The sequence below is a fragment of the Virgibacillus oceani genome (assembly GCF_014638995.1).
Classification (GTDB): Bacteria; Bacillota; Bacilli; order Bacillales; family Amphibacillaceae; genus Virgibacillus_E; species Virgibacillus_E oceani.
Window position 1 is genome coordinate 96,593 of the sequence record NZ_BMFR01000006.1, and the last position, 15,357, is coordinate 111,949.

13 protein-coding genes are annotated in these 15,357 nt (G+C 36.2%); 12 read left to right on the forward strand and 1 reads right to left on the reverse strand.

What is annotated here, in order from left to right:
* The first annotated feature begins 492 nt into the window (after positions 1 to 492).
* The 7 genes from IEV74_RS09380 (at position 493) to IEV74_RS09410 (ending at position 8,615) form a co-directional block, all read left to right on the forward strand.
* Positions 493 to 1,485, forward strand: coding sequence for a tRNA dihydrouridine synthase (locus IEV74_RS09380; protein WP_188455210.1), 993 nt, complete (start codon positions 493 to 495; stop codon positions 1,483 to 1,485).
* 361 nt (positions 1,486 to 1,846) lie between these two features.
* The gene (locus IEV74_RS09385) at positions 1,847 to 2,722 is read left to right on the forward strand and encodes a YitT family protein (RefSeq protein ID WP_188455119.1); all 876 of its coding nucleotides are present in this window, start codon (positions 1,847 to 1,849) and stop codon (positions 2,720 to 2,722) included.
* A 131-nt stretch (positions 2,723 to 2,853) separates the two neighbouring features.
* Positions 2,854 to 3,735 (forward strand): aminoglycoside 6-adenylyltransferase, encoded by an 882-nt coding sequence (gene ant(6), locus IEV74_RS09390; protein WP_188455120.1) that lies wholly within the window; start codon positions 2,854 to 2,856, stop codon positions 3,733 to 3,735.
* A 402-nt stretch (positions 3,736 to 4,137) separates the two neighbouring features.
* Complete coding sequence (locus IEV74_RS09395) at positions 4,138 to 4,449, forward strand: hypothetical protein (protein ID WP_188455121.1); 312 nt, start codon at positions 4,138 to 4,140, stop codon at positions 4,447 to 4,449.
* Positions 4,450 to 4,598: 149 nt separating this feature from the next.
* Positions 4,599 to 5,246: a TetR/AcrR family transcriptional regulator gene (locus IEV74_RS09400; protein WP_188455122.1), complete on the forward strand. Its 648-nt coding sequence runs from the start codon at positions 4,599 to 4,601 to the stop codon at positions 5,244 to 5,246.
* Between the two features lie 21 nt (positions 5,247 to 5,267).
* Positions 5,268 to 5,957 (forward strand): YqeB family protein, encoded by a 690-nt coding sequence (locus IEV74_RS09405; RefSeq protein WP_373284325.1) that lies wholly within the window; start codon positions 5,268 to 5,270, stop codon positions 5,955 to 5,957.
* 282 nt (positions 5,958 to 6,239) lie between these two features.
* Positions 6,240 to 8,615, forward strand: coding sequence for a polyprenyl synthetase family protein (locus tag IEV74_RS09410; RefSeq protein WP_188455124.1), 2,376 nt, complete (start codon positions 6,240 to 6,242; stop codon positions 8,613 to 8,615).
* A gap of 314 nt (positions 8,616 to 8,929) precedes the next feature.
* Here IEV74_RS09410 and IEV74_RS09415 read toward each other — a convergent pair whose 3' ends face one another.
* Positions 8,930 to 10,462, reverse strand: coding sequence for a serine hydrolase domain-containing protein (locus tag IEV74_RS09415; RefSeq protein ID WP_188455125.1), 1,533 nt, complete (start codon positions 10,460 to 10,462; stop codon positions 8,930 to 8,932).
* A 186-nt stretch (positions 10,463 to 10,648) separates the two neighbouring features.
* Between IEV74_RS09415 and IEV74_RS09420 the strand changes: the two genes are divergently transcribed.
* The 5 genes from IEV74_RS09420 (at position 10,649) to IEV74_RS09440 (ending at position 15,207) form a co-directional block, all read left to right on the forward strand.
* Entirely contained in the window at positions 10,649 to 11,344 is a 696-nt protein-coding gene (locus IEV74_RS09420; RefSeq protein ID WP_188455126.1) for a response regulator transcription factor, read from the forward strand.
* A 79-nt stretch (positions 11,345 to 11,423) separates the two neighbouring features.
* Complete coding sequence (locus IEV74_RS09425; protein WP_188455127.1) at positions 11,424 to 12,347, forward strand: ABC transporter ATP-binding protein; 924 nt, start codon at positions 11,424 to 11,426, stop codon at positions 12,345 to 12,347.
* Positions 12,340 to 13,089, forward strand: a complete 750-nt coding sequence (locus IEV74_RS09430; RefSeq protein ID WP_188455128.1) for an ABC transporter permease — start codon at positions 12,340 to 12,342, stop codon at positions 13,087 to 13,089. The genes IEV74_RS09425 and IEV74_RS09430 overlap by 8 nt, the downstream gene beginning before the upstream one ends.
* 18 nt (positions 13,090 to 13,107) lie before the next feature.
* Positions 13,108 to 14,010, forward strand: a complete 903-nt coding sequence (locus tag IEV74_RS09435) for a sensor histidine kinase (RefSeq protein WP_188455129.1) — start codon at positions 13,108 to 13,110, stop codon at positions 14,008 to 14,010.
* A gap of 63 nt (positions 14,011 to 14,073) precedes the next feature.
* The gene (locus IEV74_RS09440) at positions 14,074 to 15,207 is read left to right on the forward strand and encodes an AbrB family transcriptional regulator (protein WP_188455130.1); all 1,134 of its coding nucleotides are present in this window, start codon (positions 14,074 to 14,076) and stop codon (positions 15,205 to 15,207) included.
* The last annotated feature ends 150 nt before the right edge of the window (positions 15,208 to 15,357 follow it).

A 15,357-nucleotide genomic window follows, 5' to 3' on the forward strand; every position in this document is an offset into this window, starting at 1 on the left:
GTTTCCATACATTGAATTTGCATGCGGCTATTTTGCCCTATGTATCTATGTAGGAAACCCTATTTTTATTGGTTTATAAAGTATAAAATTTGGCTCTATTTAGCTAGCAACATGGTGGGCCACATCCAGTTCCAGCGTTAAAGCCGTGATGGACTTCCGCATAGCCGGTAATAATCGGAACTAAGTGTTCCTATTTCATTTGCGGGAATAAATATGATCATAGCATGTAACAATCTTTTCTGAAAATGCGTTTTTTCACTAATATGTAGTATAAACCAGGCCACTATAACTGCCTTCCTCATTACCTCATTTACCCTATTCTACTTGCACTTTTTATTTGTTACTATTAATGTATATAATGATAAAATATAATAGTTTAGGGGAAATACCTTAAGCTTAGTATGGGTGTAAATGAGCATGCACATCTATGCTTTTTATTTTTGGGGAAAAGGTCTGTCCTAGTGTCCCATAATGAGAGGGTTTGAATTTGATATGAAAGATAATTTTTGGCGTGATTTACCACGACCGTTTTTTATACTTGCACCAATGGAAGACGTGACGGATGTTGTTTTCCGCCATGTAGTAAGTGAAGCAGCCAGACCTGATGTGTTTTTTACAGAGTTTACAAACACAGAAAGCTATTGCCATCCTGAGGGAATCCAAAGTGTGCGCGGACGTTTGACTTTTACAGAAGATGAGCAACCAATTGTTGCCCATATTTGGGGAGATAAGCCTGAGTATTTTCGGCAAATGAGTATTGGTATGGCGAAACTTGGATTTAGTGGCGTAGATATTAATATGGGCTGTCCTGTTCAAAATGTGGCACCAAAGGGGAAGGGATCTGGTCTTATCCGTCGTCCAGACGTTGCAGCGGATATCATACAGGCGGCAAAAGCAGGGGGATTGCCTGTTAGTGTGAAGACAAGGCTTGGTTACACGGATGTGGACGAATGGCATGACTGGCTTACACACTTATTGAAGCAGGACATCGTTAATCTTTCCATTCATTTGCGTACAAGAAAGGAAATGAGCAATGTGGATGCTCATTGGGAACTGATTCCGGAGATTAAGAAGCTTCGAGATCAGGTAGCACCAGACACTCTTTTGACGATCAATGGAGATATCCCTGACTATCAAACAGGCATGGAGCTCGTTCATCAATACGGTGTTGACGGAGTAATGATTGGACGTGGTATTTTTAAAAATCCATTTGCCTTTGAAAAACAACCGAAAGACCATAGCAGTAAGGTATTGCTTGATCTCTTAAGGTTGCAGCTTGATCTCCATGATAACTATTCAAAAGAATTTGAGCCACGTCCATTCAAACCTCTTCGTCGCTTTTTTAAGATATATGTCCGTGGGTTTCGAGGTGCGAGTGAATTAAGAAATCAATTGATGGCGACTGAGTCAACAGATGAAGTGCGGGCATTGCTCCATAACTTTGGCCGAGAGAATATGGCTGGTACAGGGGAACAGGCGAAGTGAGCCATTCAAGGTAAAAGTGATTTGGGACATTAAACCTGTCACTGCATCTCCATCCAATAGTTGTTTCCTGGTTTTTCATTGAAGAACTCGGAAATTCCTTAGCAAAATAAGCGATTTATATTCGGGCTGGATCCAATAATGGTTCAGTCTTTTTCTTTCATTTCAATAAATATATAATGGAATTACATACATATATTAATTTAGCTTTTCACTGTATGATTCGCTGATAAACCATTATGCTTTATACAAAGAGTGAAAACCATTATGCAAAACACTACCGGAACAATGCAAGAAATAATTAAATATAGGAATGAAAAATACAAAAGAAATAATAGAACATAGTTTGGAAAGAGGAAAACAAATGAGCACAAACACAAGGCAAAAAAGCACAGTAAGAATTAAAAAGGTATTACGGGCTCTAGCAGTTATTATTGGAGCTTTTATAACAGCTTATGGATTGGAGGCAATACTAATTCCTAACAACGTGTCGGACGGCGGTGTAACGGGTCTAAGTATCGTTGGTTCGCAGTTATTTGGGATACCTCTGGGAGTTCTGATTGCAGTATTGAATATCCCGTTCATATTTTTGGGATACAAACAAATAGGTAAAAGTTTTGCCATATATTCCGTTATCGGTATAATTTCATTGGCATATGGGACAAGCATTATGCACCATATACCAACGATCATTCAGGGAGATACATTGCTAGTTACTGTCGTTGGTGGTATTGTTATTGGTTTCGGTATGGGGGTAGCATTGCGAAATGGCGGTGCATTAGATGGCATTGATATGTTAGCGGTATTGCTATCTCGAAAATTGCCCTTTGGAACAAGTGACCTTATTTTATTCTTAAACTTGTTTGTATTTATTGTTGTTTCAACAGTGTTTGGTCTTGAAGGTGCATTCTTATCGGGAATTGCCTATTTTATTGCTTCTAAGGTTATTCACACTGTTGAGGAAGGGTTAAGTGGTTCTAAAACGTTTAAAATTATTACAAGCGAACCTGAGTTAATGGTAGAAACCATACGTGATCGTTTAGGGCGCAGTGCAACATATAATCAAGTTGAAGGCGGTTATACAAATGAACAATTCAAAGAAATTACGTGTATTATTAACCGTTTAGAAGACAGCAAAATGAAAGAAATCATTTATGAAATTGATAAACATGCTTTTGTTGCAGTGTATGATGTTGCTGAAGTTAAAGGTGGTAACTTCAAGAAAAAAGATATTCATTAATGATAATCTGTATTGGATATGATTATTAAATGCTGATGCAAAAATAGAAGTCAGAATAGAATTGGAAATAGTTAGCATAATTAGTAATTGGTGGCCATAAATGTGAGACTAATAACTGGGGGAAATTCACAATGAGAAGTGAGCATCAAATGATGAGTATGCTAATGGATTTTGCGAGAAATGATACTAGAATTCGTCTTGTAACGCTGGAAGGATCACGAACGAATAAAAACATTCCCCGTGATTCATTCCAGGATTATGATATTTCTTATTTTGTAACAGATATGGATTCATTCAAAAAAAACGATCAATGGCTAGATATTTTTGGTGATCGTTTAATGATGCAAAAACCAGAAGATATGGAACTTTTTCCGCCAGAGTTAGGGGATTGGTTTTCTTATCTCATGCTATTTGAGGATGGCAATCGGATAGATTTGACACTTATTCCGATTAAAGAAGTAGAGGATTACTTTATTAATAGTGACGGTTTAGTTAAAGTCTTGCTGGATAAGGATCAACTTGTTAAAGAGGAAGTAACTCCAAATGATCAAAAATATTGGACTAAAAAACCAACTGCAAGAGAATTTGATGATTGCTGCAATGAATTTTGGTGGGTTTCAACATATGTAGTAAAGGGATTAGCGAGAAGGGAGATCCTATTTGCTATTGATCATTTGAATGAGATTGTAAGGCCAAATCTGCTAAGAATGATGTCCTGGCAAATCGGTTTAGAGAACGGCTTTAATTTCAGTGTGGGAAAAAACTGCAAATTTATTGACCGTTACCTCCCAAAACAAGATTGGGAAACATTGCTTACAAGCTATTCTGGAAGTAGTTATTCAGCCGTGTGGCAGTCTTTATTTACTTGTTATGAGTTATTTAGAAAATACGCTAAAGCTGTGGCAAAGGCCCTGGAATATAAGTATCCAAATTATGATGCAGCCATAACGAAATATACACAAAAGGTTTATACACCATTGGATAGTGGGGGGAAGCATACGGAAAAACATTGAAAGTCCTGCACACCTTGGCATACGTTAGGGCATATTTCCTTATATATACCGGGAGAAAAAGTATTACTATGAGGGATTTTTTCGTTTACCTTAATCAAAAAAATGGATTGGATAACTACCTGCTGAACTGTGGATTACACAAATGGGTATATTTCCAAAACATGCAGCAAAAGCAATTGAATAGAGGGTATCACAACTGGAATAAGTGGAGGATCCTTCCAATTCCTGCTAGGCAGTAAACATTGCAATTACAGGTAAAAATGGTTCACATCCATATACATGGTAATGTGTTAAAATAAATAATGGGATTCTGATTATTAACTCTAATAGATAAAAACAAAATTGCAAAGTCAAAAAGATAATTTGTATTCATTGGAAAATTGGTTAAAAGGAGGGTATTCGTTGAAGAAACTAAAAAAACTTATTGTAATTGCATTAATTCTCGGTGTATTCACGAGTGGTTATATAGTAGGAAAAGCAGTTACTAACAATCACTCCAGGGAGATTCGTGTAGGATTTGATAATCATAAGGGGCAAATTGACTTTGCAAAAGTGATAACTGATTCAGAAAACCAAGAAGTTATTGATAATTTTATGATGATCTATTTGAATAAAAAACAAAATTACAATCTAAAAGTAGATTTTGACAATCCGGATGTTCATATTTTCATAGATAGCCCTAAGCAATTCACAACATCAGGCAGAGTATTATAATATCGGTAAAGAGGATGCAAATTATATTAAAAAGCAAATTGATTATGATTAAAAATTATGTTGACACCATTATTTTTTTGCAATAAAATTTGATTGACCATTCAAATAAAAAATTAATCATTTAATCAAAAAAGTAAAGGAGTTTTTCTATGAATGAAAGTGAGGGAAAGGCTAAGACCCCTAACGAAAAGAGTAGAAAAGAGAAACATTCGTTCATTGCTGAGGCAAGACGTGAACAAATCATTGAGGCAGCAATACAAACGCTTGATGAAATCGGTTATGTAAAGGCAAGTCTTTCTCAGATTGCCAAAAGGGCAGGGATTAGTACTGCATTGATTTCATATCACTTCTCAGATAAAAACGATTTGATGAATCAGTTGCTAATGAAACTTTTGGAACGCTTCACTTCCTATATTTTAGGTAAAGTACGGCAGGAAGAAGCACCTGAAAGAAAATTGGATACATTTATAATGGCCAGCTTAGCATATCAAGGTACACATCATGCCCGCAATACTGCACTAATAGAAATTATCTTTAATGCCAGAACACCCGACAACATTCCTTATTATAAATTAGGTGATGATGATGAAGATCAAATTATGTATGAGCTTCAGCAAATACTTAGGGATGGTCAGGAAAAAGGGATATTTGGAACGTTTCATGTTGAGGTCATGGCAAATGTAATTCAAGGTGCAATTGGTGAATATATGATGAACTCCAATATTACTAGTAAGGTAGAGCTGGAAACATACAGCGATGAACTAATAGATATTGTTGAAAAAGCAATTAAAGTTTAATTTAAAAAGAAGGTGACACGGTTGGCATATAATCATGAAGAAACGGTATTAGGATATTCCAGATTAACTGGATTTTTACTTTACGGGGTATTTGGTGGAGTTGGGCTTGTTCTAGGATATTTCATCCCATCTATCGCTGCATGGGCTTTAACATTGCCTTGGATTCCTTTTGAGGGGCCGATTAAAATTATCAATTCCTTAAATGGGTTTTGGCTGCCAATCATCTTGGCGGTACTTGGTTTAATTGCAGGATTTGTGCTTGCCTTTATAGCAATTAAAGAATTGCTTATTATTACGATTACCGATCATGAGGTACAGCTGAAAAAGGATGGGTATAAGCAGATAATTCCTTTAAAGGACATTGAGACGTTGTTTTTTGATGGTAAACAGCTTGTGATTCTTGGGAAATCCGGTTATGAACTGTTTCGCGATAAATATGATGATAAAACTGACCCGGTTGCAATGGCTTTTGAGAAGCATGGTTATCCATGGTCAAAAGAGGGGGATCCGTTTAAAAATGAATACAGACGCTGGGTTCCAGATACACCGGATATATCGCAAGCAGCCAACGCTGTGTTTAAGGCAAGAGAAATTGCATTGCAGAAGGAAGAAGGCAAAGATATAAAAGACCTTCGAAACGAACTTGAAAAGTTAGGATACGTTGTTCTTGACGAAGAAACACGTCAATACTGGCGGAAGGTACCTAACTAAGGAAACTCTATTGGAATTTATTCCCGTTTTATCTAAACATTAACAATTTCAATTCTGACTCGAATTCTGTGAAAATAAACCTTCCCGATATCCGGGTCTTTTTTATGCGAATTTTTTGTTCTGTTCAGGTTGTAGAAGATATTTTACGAAGAGAAACAGATTCTTTTAGATTAATTGAGAGCTTTAGAGTTATAAAAATGTTACCTTTAGATTATATATAAATTACTTTGTTTTTTAGAAAAATGTTTGGATTATTAAATTGGATTAAGTAGAGGTATTAGTATGAATGAGGAATTAATAAATAGTGCCAATAGCATCTATCGTCAAGCCGAAAAAAAGGCTGCCCAATATTTTAAATCGCTTCATGAGCAAGTTATGAAAAAAACATATGCACCTTTGCTGACTAAAGATATAAAATCATGGAAACACAACCATATACACCATCATTCATTTTTATCCTATTTATCGCGCCGCAAGGGAAAATCTAATATTCAAGAAGGGTATCATAACTATATTCAATGGCTGTATTATACAGGGAAACTGGATAGTTATTTGGATCGGAGTATTTCCTACATTTTCATGCGGGATTTGGGAAGAGACTTGAATTCAACTGACACGCAGACTAGGATTAGGAGTATAGTTGACAGTTTGAAGGATTATCTGATTAAAGATAAAAGTGATAAACCGGAACTATTCAGTATGGCAGGTTTGTACCGGTTTGCCCAGAAGGAAGGCGTTGAATCTGCCATGATTTGGGTGATGAACAAACTTAAGACCGTATCCACTAATATCCCAAAGGAGATGGATGCTGACCAAGCCCAGCGAAAACTGATTAAGATTATTGCCGGGGTGGTAATGCAGGAGACTGAGGAAATGGGGGATAAGATATCTCCTGACGAACGAGCCTCGAGACTTGATAAAGCTATCAGGCTAGGTTATTGCTATGGTCTGACATATCCCTTCATTGACGATCTTCTGGATTCAAATGTCCTATCCACTAAGGAAAAAAAGCAATACTCAGATTTGATACGCACCACCCTTATTACAGGATCGGTGCCGGAAATGGGTGAGTGGCACGGAAAAACAAAGGAACTCATTCGTTATATTCATTCGGAACTTCGAGATGCATTTGAGTATTTGAAGGCTCATCAGCAACCAGAGACAAGTAAAAACTTTTTCGAGCATGCTTATGTATTTTTTAATTCGCAGGAAGTTGACCGTTTAAAAGACTTGTCAAATGCGGGCTACACCAATGAAGAGCTTTATATACCAATCATTTTAAAATCAGCATCATCACGATTGATTGTCCGTTCAGTAATCCGCGCCCCTGAGGATGAGGAAATTGACAGCCGGACATTCTATTATGGTATTTATAACCAGCTGGCCGATGATTTTACGGATATGTTTGAAGACATGAAGGATGGTGCGGTAACACCCTATACGTATTATTTGGAATACCATGACATACGCCCGGATCTTATAAATCCTTTTGAATTATACTGGACGGTTATCTCCAATTTGATCCATAACGTATATAACTCAGATCCCAAAACCTGTGAGGTTATTTTAGACCGTGTGATAAATGGTTTGAAACGATTTAAAGAACGAATGGGGAATGAAAAATACAAGGAGGTTATGGAACTCTTTTTCTCCGGAAATCCGAAGTTCAATAAAGTCATTCAACAGCTGGTACGAAAAGCTGATGACGTGGATTTTTTTGATAAGCTGCTTCGCGACCATATACTTACCATTCTGAAAAATGAACGGAAGGAACGGGAATACTTTTCAGAAACTATTGAAGCTGTACGTAACGAAATTAATACCATTTTAATTATACCTAAGGATCAAAAGAAACCATTAATAAAGGAACCAATCATTGATGCTGCAAATTATAGCCTAGAAGGTGATGGGAAACGGTTGAGACCAATAATGACTTGGCTTATGGCCGTTAACGAATATGGATTAGACAAATCAGCAATCACTCCGCTGCTAAGGTCATTAGAATACATGCACACAGCATCCTTAATCTTTGATGACCTTCCATCCCAGGATAATGCGTCTATCCGCAGGGGGCATCCTACATTGCATCAAGTTTATAACACTGCAATCGCAGAATTAACTGGTCTCTTTCTGACTCAGAAGGCAACCAACGAACAAGCATTACTTGATAAGTTCGATTCAAAAACTGTTCTAAACCTAATTCAATATTCATCACAAATGACGGCCGATATGTGTAAGGGGCAGGCGATGGATCTGGATTCAAAAGGGAAACAATTGACTTTGGAACAATTAAATATGATGTCTTTTTATAAAACTGGTATAGCGTTCGAAGCATCCCTTGTAATGCCTGCAATACTTGCCGAAGCAAATAAGTCTGAAATTGCTGCTTTGAAAAATTATGCCTATCACACCGGCATTGCATTTCAGATAAAGGATGACCTGCTTGATGTTGAGGGAGATTGGAACCTACTTGGAAAATCGACCAATAAGGATGCTGAAAATAACAATTCTACATTTGTTTCCATCCTTGGTCCAGGTGGTGCTAGAAAAGCGATGTGGGAGCATTATTGTCTTGCTATTGAAGCATTGCAGAAGATGCCACACAATACCACTTTTCTAAAACATATATTGAATTATTTTGTGAATCGTGATTATTAAGCAATTAGGTATGGACTATGGGTGTCATTTCCGTAGTCGCTAAAAAGGCAGGGACATCTGCCGTGAGAAAAGCTTTATTGGCAGATTCGCTTGGAAAACCGATGGAAAAGCTTAATCGGCAGATATACTTGGATAAAATAAAGGTAATCTGCCGATAGGAACGTTCAATCAGCAGATTCGCTTGTGAAAAATAAAGTAATTTACCGATAGAAACGTTTAATCGGCAGATACACTTGGATAAAATAAATAAATCTGCCGATAGAAAAGCTCAATCGGCAGATCCGCTTGGAAAACTATTAAAGACACTGCAGTTGTTAAAAGAGTTTATCTTTTAAATTACTTATTTGTGAACTATTTTTTAATTTTGGAATCCGGATAACGCATCTTATGACAATTGCCAGGCTTAGTATAGAGGTTATTCCTAGCCAAATAATAATACTGGGCATCATTAGAAAAATTCCCTTTATATTGAGTACTCGCCCACCTCCAATAAATGTCAGCAGCTGTGGTAAGAAAACCAATATATATAACGGTAAAAGCGAAAATATCAGATAGATAATGGATCGCCATTTTGGACGTTTTTTATATTTTCCTTCCCATTTTTTTATATATTTTAGTTTTCGAATACCTATGATAATGGTGATTATAATTAATACAACCATGAACATTTCAATCATCTGACTATTATAAAATGGCTCATTTGGAGTCTGATTCGATAGTAGCTTAGATATGCCACTTGTAAAGGAGGAGTAGTCAACAAAGGCATTTAAGCCACTGTTGAACAGCATTACGATTCCATAGCCCTGTTCAGGTAACAAAACCTCTTCAGCTTTGTAGGTCCATAATATCCCGCTATGCTGTACTTGTTTTTTTCCATCCTCTGTCTTACCTATATTCCAGCCCATTCCATAAGAAATTGTCGGACTTGAAGCGGTTTGCATTGATTTTATACTTTCACTACTTAAAATCTGCTCATTACGATATTTTCCACCATTTAATTGTGAAATTAACCATTTTGCCATATCATTGACGTTAGAAACAATACCTGCAGGACCACTGATAAACCAATTGGGCTCATCAACGGCTACAGGTATTCCGAACAGAAAATAGTGACCAGAAGGGAATTCGGGATTTTGATTAAGTTCCATGGTAGTGGACACATTAAATGTTTGTTCCATTTCTAATGGCTGAAAGATATGATTTTCCAAATAGGTAGAGAATTCCTCATTACTAACTGCCTCTACCAGACGCGCTAGTATTTGGTAATTCGGGTTATTGTAATGATACTCCTTACCTGGTTCGACTGCGAGAGATACATTTTCTAATCTTTTTATAACAGCTTCTAATGAATTTGGCTGTGGATTTAGCGTCATATCCGGGTATACCTTATCTGTTAATCCGCTTGTATGATTCAATAACTGCCGTACAGTTATTTTGGCGCCTTTTGTGTCGGTGAGTTTAAAGGAAGGAATATAATCCTCAACAGGAGTATCTAACTTCACTTTTCCAGCTTCAACTAGCTGCATAACAGCCAGTGCTGTAAAGGATTTGCTTAATGAAGCAATCGCAAATGGTGTTTTTGCTGTAACGGAGGTGTTGTCTCCTGTCTTTCCGTATCCCTTTGTAAAAATAACTTTATTATTATGGGTAATCGCTACTGCTGCACCTGGAATGTTGTTCTTTTCCATTTTGGATTGTATGAATCGATCGATTTCCCAAATCGTTTTGTTTGTATGTGCCCCAGTACTTTCAATATTAAAACATAGTAAAGACCATATAAATATGATAATAGAGATTACTATTATCAAGCTTTTCTTCCATTTATCGTGAATTCTAATGACTTTCATACAATTATTGACCCCCTTTTTTGATAGATTAAGTTTAGATATAAGTCCTTTAAAAATTCTAAAGATAATTATTAAGAGAACCTTAAGTTTGGAAGTTAGTCTACTGACATAGATTGTTTAAAGAAAATAAAACGTTTATGATTATTTAGAAGTAGATCATTCTGGAACATCAGAGGTGAAATAGATATGAATGAACAAATAAAAATTTTAGTAGTTGAAGATGATGACGATATTAACCAATTACTATGCAATATTATAAGAAAAAACGGTTATTTCCCACAGCCAGCTTTTTCCGGTACGGAGGCAATGCTTTATTTGGAAAGCAAGGAATGGGATATGGTGCTTCTTGATCTTATGCTTCCTGGCATGTCTGGTGATGAAATTCTTGCAAAAATTGCTGATCAAAGTAATATCCCAGTCATTATTATTTCAGCAAAATTAGATCAACAAACCAAAATAGACATGTTACGAACAGGTGCGGACGATTATATTACAAAGCCATTTGATATAGAAGAGGTTTCCGCAAGAATTGAATCCCATTTAAGAAGATATCAACGTATTAATCTATCATCAAAAATCGAAGAACAACTTAAACATAAAGATATTGAAGTTGATCCAGATGCTAAAATTGTATCTGTACAAGGTAAAGAGCTTATTTTTACAGCGCGTGAATATGAGATATTAGTTCTCTTAATGTCGTCACCCAAAAAGGTTTTTACAAAGAAAAATTTGTTTGAAAGTGTTTGGAATGAAGCGTTTTACGGGGATGATAATACGATTAATGTACATATGAGCAATATTCGAAGCAAGCTGGCAGCAGCTAATCCGGATGAAGAATATATTGAGACGATTTGGGGGATGGGTTACCGACTTAAATCTTAAGGTTTTCTTAATTTTCTCCTTAAGTATTGATTAAGATTTTCTTTCTATACTTTAAGCATCACATTAGGGAGGGAAATAGATGAGTGAATATATTCTTAAAACAGACCGTTTATCTAAGAAATTTAAAAAACAGCATGCACTAAGTAAAGTAAACCTTTCTATTGAAAAAGGATCCATTTATGGTTTTATTGGACAAAACGGTGCCGGGAAATCTACTTTAATTCGAATTATCTCTGGTCTTGCCAGGCCAACTACCGGATCAATTGAATTATTTGGGGAAAGCAATGGACAGGAACTTATTCATGCACGGAAACGGATAGGAACGATGATTGAAGGTCCAGCGCTGTATCCGCATATGACGGCTGCTGAAAATATAGAAGCGCATCGGCTATTAAAAGGAATACCAGGGGAAGATTGTGCGGAAAAGACCCTTGCATTAGTCGGCCTTAACGATACAGGAAAAAAGAAGGCAAAGAATTTTTCCTTGGGTATGAAACAAAGGCTTGGGATTGCAATTGCATTACTTGGAGACCCTGAATTTTTAATTCTCGATGAACCCACCAATGGTCTGGATCCGATGGGAGTTGTCGAAGTGAGGGAGCTTTTGAAGAGACTGAATAAGGAATTTGGCATTACGATTTTAATTTCCAGCCATATCCTAAGTGAATTGCATTTGCTCGCGACCCATTATGGTATTATTCATAGAGGGAACTTGTTGGAGCAATTAACGATGGATGAGCTTATAGCGAAGTGCCAGCAATTTTTGCAAATTAAAGTGAACAATCCGGAAAAGGCAGCCTCCATTATGGAAACAATCCTTAAAACGAATGATTTTGTAGTTATGCCAGATGGTGTTATTAAGTTATTCAAATTTGTTGATGAGCCCGGTAGGATATCCTCAATTCTTGTCAATAACGGACTGGTTATTGAACAATTTATGCCAATGGGACAGGATTTGGAATCTTATTTTATGAATCTTATTGGTGGTGTTCAACATGGGTAATATCATTAAAGCGGAATTGTATAAGCTAAGAAAGGATCGTTCGTTTTGGTTGTTGACATTGCTATTGGTTGTCGCGAGTATTATATACCCCTTATTAATCGTGTTTGACGAGGGGACCGAGTTGTTTAAATTGAGTGACTTTTATCAGTCAAAGCTGCTTAGTGCAAACAATTATGTTATAAAGCTTGTCCCTTGTATATTAGCCGGTTTCTTTATCTCTAAAGAATATTCATTTGGAACGATGAAAAGTATTGTATCTTCCGGGAACAGCAGAATACGAATTTACTTTGCGAAATTAGTTGTATTTTCAATTGGAGCGATAATCATTTCGTTAATTGTTCCAGTCGTCTTAACAGGCACTTTTGCTTTATATTTCGATTTTCAAAATATGCCCGAGCTGGACTATTTTTTAAAAACGATTGGATTGATCGTACTTTATGCAGCTGCATATGCATCTATGATGGCTTTGCTTGCGACTCTATTGACTGATAGCGGAAAAGCAATTGCTTTAATGCTCCTTTTTTTTCAGGTTTCTGAAAGTATAATGTTTCAATTTGCTGATTTAATACCAGTATTTGAATTTGTACCAAACTATTTTATTTTTAATTTAGTCTGGGAAATTATAAATGCAAGTACATTTAACAATAGTGAAATGTTTAAAATGATAATCGTCCCGGTTGTTACCTTTGCAGTTTTTGGTTTATGGGGTAGCTTTGTATTACAAAAAAAGGAAATAAAATAAATGGATGGAGTGAGAAAAATGATGTATATAACAATAATTTCAATATTGATTGCACTATTTTTTCTCACACGTCTTCTTTTCTTAAGAAAGGAAATACGCAGTGTCACTGAACAATTAGAGAATGCACACCTGGATAATACCAAAAGGAAAATTACACTTGATTTTTATGACAGGGATTTCGAGAGACTTACTAAGGAAATTAATAACCAAATTAATGAAATCAAACTGTCAATTGCACAAAAAAGGAGGACTGAAAACGAATTAAAACAGGCAATCTCAAGCATTTCACATGATATCCGTACACCGATGACATCCATTTTAGGATATATACAATTTTTAGAACTGGATGACATAACTCCAGAAAAACGAACAGAATATACTGCGATAGTTAAAAATGGTGCACTTCGATTAAAAGTCTTGCTTGAGGACTTTTTTGAGTTGTCCATTATTGATTCGGAGGATTTTCCATTAAGGGTAGAACAGGTAAAATTAAATGAATTGGTTCCAGAAGTCTTAGTAGGCTTTTATGAGGAATTAAATAAAAAAAATATAGTGCCGTCCATCAGTATGCCAGAAAATTCCGCGTGGATTTTGGCGGATACTTCGGCAGTGAAACGTGTTGTAGAAAATTTAGTTACTAACGCTATAAGGCATTCAACTGGTAATATAACCATAACCCTTGAAAATACTTCATCATTTGTCGTGTTTACCGTTAGTAATCCTGCTCCATTGTTAACGGAGGAAGATCTTATTCATTTGTTTGATCGTTTTTATAAAGCAGATCAAGTAAGGAAAGGAAAAGGTACAGGATTGGGCTTATCCATTGCAAAGGGTTTGATGCAAAAAATGGATGGAAGCCTTACTGCGGAATTAAAAGGGAGTCAATTGTTTATGAAATGTAAGTGGAAAATTAGAACTTAAGCTAGAAAGATAGCGAACTGCACGATCAGTAAAGAACCACTGGAATGAAAGCTGGAATAAAATATGAAGCAACGTAAATTTAATAACGTTAAACAAATTATCCCAACACTTGTTGCTGCCATTATCGGAGGTGTTCTATTTACACTGATTCATATCCCGGTTCCTTGGCTGCTTGGGCCGATGATAGCTGTATTAATTGGAACAAATGCGATGAAACTTGATTATGTATGGCCAGCATCCTTTAGAAATGCAGGTATGATTCTTGTTGGATATACGATAGGGCTATCGATGACGTCAAACGCATTGCAAGAAATGGCATTTCAATTACCTTCCATGCTGCTAATGACGTTATTGTTATTACTATTATGCTCTGGTATTGCCTATGTTGTATCAAAGCTATCCGGGAATGATTACAGTACATCGCTTTTAGGTAGTATTCCTGGTGGATTGACGCAAGTGATCATGCTTGCAGAGGAAACAAAGGGGATTAATTTAGCTGTTGTGACGGTTACACAGGTTATCCGCCTAATGATCATTATTATTGTTATGCCGCTGCTTGTTACGATTCCATTGTTTGGGGAAGGGGATGCTAATGGTTCAGTAAACGTTGTAAATTCAACATCCACATCTCCTGAATTTGCAAATTTATTCCCGGAAATTATTATTTTTGCGCTCGTGTGTATTTTATTTGCACTTGTCGGTACTAAAATTAAATTTCCTACTGCTTATTTACTGGGGCCTATTATTGGAACGACAATACTTCAATTAGGTGGTTTAGAAGGACCACATCTTCCATTCATTATAATTGATATGGCACAGTTAATGATTGGTACACATGTAGGTTTAATGCTAAGAACAGACCAAATATCCAGGAAAATAAGAACATTCAGCCTTGCAATTGCAAGTGGCGTATTGCTGGTGATAGGGGCAATTGTATTAAGCCTGATTCTTAATCAATTTCATCCTATATCAAATGCTACAGCACTGTTGAGTATGGCCCCCGGTGGAATGGATCAAATGGGGATTATTGCTCATGAAATTCATGCAGACTTATCGATAGTGTCAGGATATCAGCTGTTTCGTACCTTCTTTATTTATTTTGCGGTGCCTCCTTTGTTGAAGCTGATATTCACCATGATGAATAAGAGAAAAGCGGCGATGCAAAAAAGGCAGCATAGCAATCTTTTAAAATATTAAGGAAAAGACAGGATCAAATTATTATTCAGATCCTGTCTTTTTTAATGCGTAGAACCGGAAATTTTATATCACGGTTCCTACTTTGAGGTATTGCATGCATTTGACAAGAAACTTTATATAATTTAAAATATGAATATATTCATAAATGAA